The sequence below is a fragment of the Streptomyces sp. NRRL S-495 genome, from assembly GCF_000966955.1.
Classification (GTDB): domain Bacteria; phylum Actinomycetota; class Actinomycetes; order Streptomycetales; family Streptomycetaceae; genus Kitasatospora; species Kitasatospora purpeofusca.
In genome coordinates this window covers 1-3,076 of sequence record NZ_JZWY01000840.1, presented here as the reverse complement: position 1 = coordinate 3,076, position 3,076 = coordinate 1, and the positions used below count along the sequence as shown (strand labels likewise).

General features: G+C 73.8%; 4 protein-coding genes. All 4 read left to right on the top strand.

Annotated features, from left to right (window positions below; translation table 11 throughout):
- The first annotated feature begins 2 nt into the window (after positions 1–2).
- Positions 3–821, top strand: a complete 819-nt coding sequence (locus VR45_RS34620) for a SigB/SigF/SigG family RNA polymerase sigma factor (protein WP_078897163.1) — start codon at positions 3–5, stop codon at positions 819–821.
- A 117-nt stretch (positions 822–938) separates the two neighbouring features.
- Positions 939–1,337, top strand: a complete 399-nt coding sequence (locus VR45_RS34615) for an STAS domain-containing protein (RefSeq protein WP_052709604.1) — start codon at positions 939–941, stop codon at positions 1,335–1,337.
- Positions 1,338–1,527: 190 nt separating this feature from the next.
- Positions 1,528–2,511 carry an SsgA family sporulation/cell division regulator gene (locus VR45_RS43435; protein WP_063772597.1) on the top strand — a complete coding sequence of 328 codons (984 nt, stop codon included), beginning with the start codon at positions 1,528–1,530 and terminating at the stop codon, positions 2,509–2,511.
- Positions 2,512–2,624: 113 nt separating this feature from the next.
- The gene (locus tag VR45_RS34605; RefSeq protein ID WP_045943875.1) at positions 2,625–2,924 is read left to right on the top strand and encodes a WhiB family transcriptional regulator; all 300 of its coding nucleotides are present in this window, start codon (positions 2,625–2,627) and stop codon (positions 2,922–2,924) included.
- Positions 2,925–3,076 lie beyond the last annotated feature (152 nt).

Here is a 3,076-nt window from a genome sequence, read left to right as displayed (position 1 = left end):
GCCTGCGGGACCTCCTGCCGCCCGAGCTCGCGGCGGTCGACGACCCGCGCGAGGTCGCGCCCGCGGACGCCCGTGACCTCACCCGGCAACTGCTGTGCCGCCTGGCCGAGCTGGAGGAGGGGACCAGGGAGTACTCGTACGTCCGCACCACCCTGGTGGAGATGAACCTCTCCCTGGTGCGGTTCGCGATCCGGCGCTTCGACGCGCACCGCGAGCCCAAGGAGGACCTGCTCCAGGTCGGCGCCGTCGGCCTGATCAAGGCCATCGACCGGTTCGACCCCTCGCTCGGTGTGGAGTTCACCACCTTCGCCATGCCGACCGTGCTCGGCGAGATCCGGCGGCACTTCCGCGACACCACCTGGGCCGTCCACGTGCCCCGCCGCCTCCAGGAGCTGCGGATCGCGCTCGCCCGGGCGCAGGAGCGCCTCGCCCAGCGCCTGGACCGCGCCCCGACCGTGGCCGAACTCGCCGAGCACCTCTCGCTCACCCCGGACGAGGTCGTCGAGGGCCTGACCGCCGCCAACGGCCACACCGCCGGTTCGCTCGACGGCGGCGGCCCCGAGGGCGGCGACGGCCCCGGTCCGCTCGGTGAGCAGCTCGGCACCGACGACCACGACCTCGCCCTGGTCGAGGACCTGGTCGCGCTGAAGCCCCTGATAGCCGCCCTGCCGGAACGCGAGCGCCGCATCCTGTCGATGCGCTTCTGCGAGGACCTCACCCAGTCCCAGATCGGCGCCCGGCTCGGCCTGTCCCAGATGCACGTCTCCCGGCTCCTCGCCCGCACGCTCGGACAGCTGCGCGACGGCCTGGAGGACGTCTGAGGGTGCCGTCCGGCGCGGAGTCCGAGAGCGTGGCGGCTCCTTGACCACAAACCCTTCACTTGGCCGACCGGCGCGGCCTCCGTATCGTCGGAGGGCACGGACACGGAGGGGACGACGATGATGCCATCCGACAACGACCCGGGGGACACCACGCTGGCGGCGGTCCCTCCGTACCGTCCCGGACTGGTGGTGGAGACCCGCTGCGGGCCCGGCGGTGCGATGCTCTGCATCCTCGTCGGCGATCTCGACATCGAGACCCTGGAGCCGGCCGCCGAGACGCTCGACGCGCTCGTCGCGCAGCGCCCCGAGGCGGTGGTGATCGACCTCAGCGGGGTGGGCTTCTGCGACTCCTCCGGACTGAACGTACTGCTCAGAACCCGGATCGCGGCCGAGCAGGGCGGGCTGGCGCTGCGGCTCGCCGCCGTGCCGCCCACCGTCATGCGGGTGCTCGACCTGACCGGCGCCCGGGTGGTGTTCTCGATCCACGACTCGGTGGCCGGGGCACTGGCCGGTTGAGCCGGGCGCGGACGGCCGTCGCCCGTGGCCGCCCGTTGCCCCGCGCGCGGTCGGACGTCCGCCTTCGGCCGTTCCCGCGCCTTCGCTCCCGGATGCGTACCCCCGTCGCACCCGGAACGGGCATAATTCCGGGACTGCCGGGAAACCGACCACGCGACAGATCGCCGTCGATCCGAAAGGGCGCCCTCACATGACGATGAGCCGCGGAACCCTGGACGGCGACCCGCACCGGGCCGGTCCCGAGGTACCCGTCGGCGGTCAACGCAGGCGGCTGACCCTGGCCGGACTCCCCAAACCGGTCGCCCACGCCAGGACCTTCACCGCCCGGGCGCTCGGAGAGTGGTTCCCGACCGCTCCCGCGCCCGGCGGCGGTGACGGCGCCGCCGACGACCTCGTGCTGCTGGTCGCCGAGCTCGTCGCCAACGCGATGCTGCACGGGGACGGTCCGCTGGAGCTGGTCCTGCACGTCACCGAGGCGCGGCTGCGGGTCGAGGTCAGCGACCGCAGCCCCGCGATGCCCGAGCTGCGCCGACCGCACAACCCGGCCCTGCCCGGCGGCCACGGCCTGTTCATCGTGCAGCGGACCGCCGACCGCTGGGGCGCCGAGCCGCACAGCCAGGGCAAGACGATCTGGGCCGAGGTCGGCATCCCTCGGCTGCTCGGGACCCATCCGCGCGCGCCCGCCGCACTTCCGCCACACCGACGCATGATTCCGCCCGTCCGGGGCACACGGGGGCCGACAGAGTCGGGCACAGGAAGGACGGGGGCGAGGCCGATGTCGGAAGCGGTGGCGGCACACCTGACGATGCGTCTGATCACCGGCGAGGACCGGGGCCGTGACCTGGCCGTCGAGTGCCGGTACGAGGCCGGAGACCCCTACGCGGTCCGGCTGGATTTCGGCGGCGGCGAGGAGACGGTCTGGGTCCTGGCGCGGGACCTGCTGGCCGCCGGGCTGCGCGGGCCGGCAGGGGACGGGGACGTCCACATCGAGCCCAGCGCCACCGGTCGGCACGTCCTCATCGCGCTGGGCGGCCAGGACGGTGTCGCGCTCCTCGACACCCCGACCCGGCCGCTCGCGCGGTTCCTCACCGCGACCGGCCGCTCCGTGCCGATGGGCTCGGAGTCGGCCCGGATCGACTGGGACGGCTGGCTGCACCGGCTGCTGTCCGCCTGAGCACAAGCGCATGAACAAGGGCATGAAGCACAAGCGCCTGAACAAGGGCATGAACCGGGGCATCGGGGTTAGACGAGCGGACGAAACGACCGATCCGTCAGGAAAGGACCGCCATGACCGACCTGTCCCGTCTCCCCGGACCCATCGAGCAGCAGTGGAGCTGGCAGTTGCAGGGAGCGTGCCGCGGTGTCGACAGCAGCGTCTTCTTCCACCCCGCCAACGAGCGCGGCACCGCCGCCAAGGAACGCGAGCAGAACGCGAAGTCGGTCTGCGCCCGCTGCCCCGTCCGTGTGCAGTGCCGCCGCTACGCGCTCGCGACCCGTGAGCCGTACGGCGTGTGGGGCGGTCTGACCGAGGGGGAGCGCCGTGTGCTGTTCACCGAGTTCGCCGAGACGGGCGCCCGGCCCGCGTAGCGCGGCCGGGCGCCCGGGGCGCGCCCGCTGCGCGGCTCCCCGGGCCGACCGGGTTTGCCCCGCGGGGCGGGTGGTAGACGCAGCCCAGGGGCGCGGCCGAAGAGCGGCAGGTCACACGGCCCCCGCGGCCCCGCCCGCCCGAACCCACCGGG

Bases quoted from the DNA above. Each gene is read 5' to 3' on its own strand.
- VR45_RS43435 (WP_063772597.1), top strand. From the start codon at position 1,528: ATGACGATGAGCCGCGGAACCCTGGACGGCGACCCGCACCGGGCCGGT.
- VR45_RS34605 (WP_045943875.1), top strand. From the start codon at position 2,625: ATGACCGACCTGTCCCGTCTCCCCGGACCCATCGAGCAGCAGTGGAGC.
- VR45_RS34615 (WP_052709604.1), top strand. From the start codon at position 939: ATGATGCCATCCGACAACGACCCGGGGGACACCACGCTGGCGGCGGTC.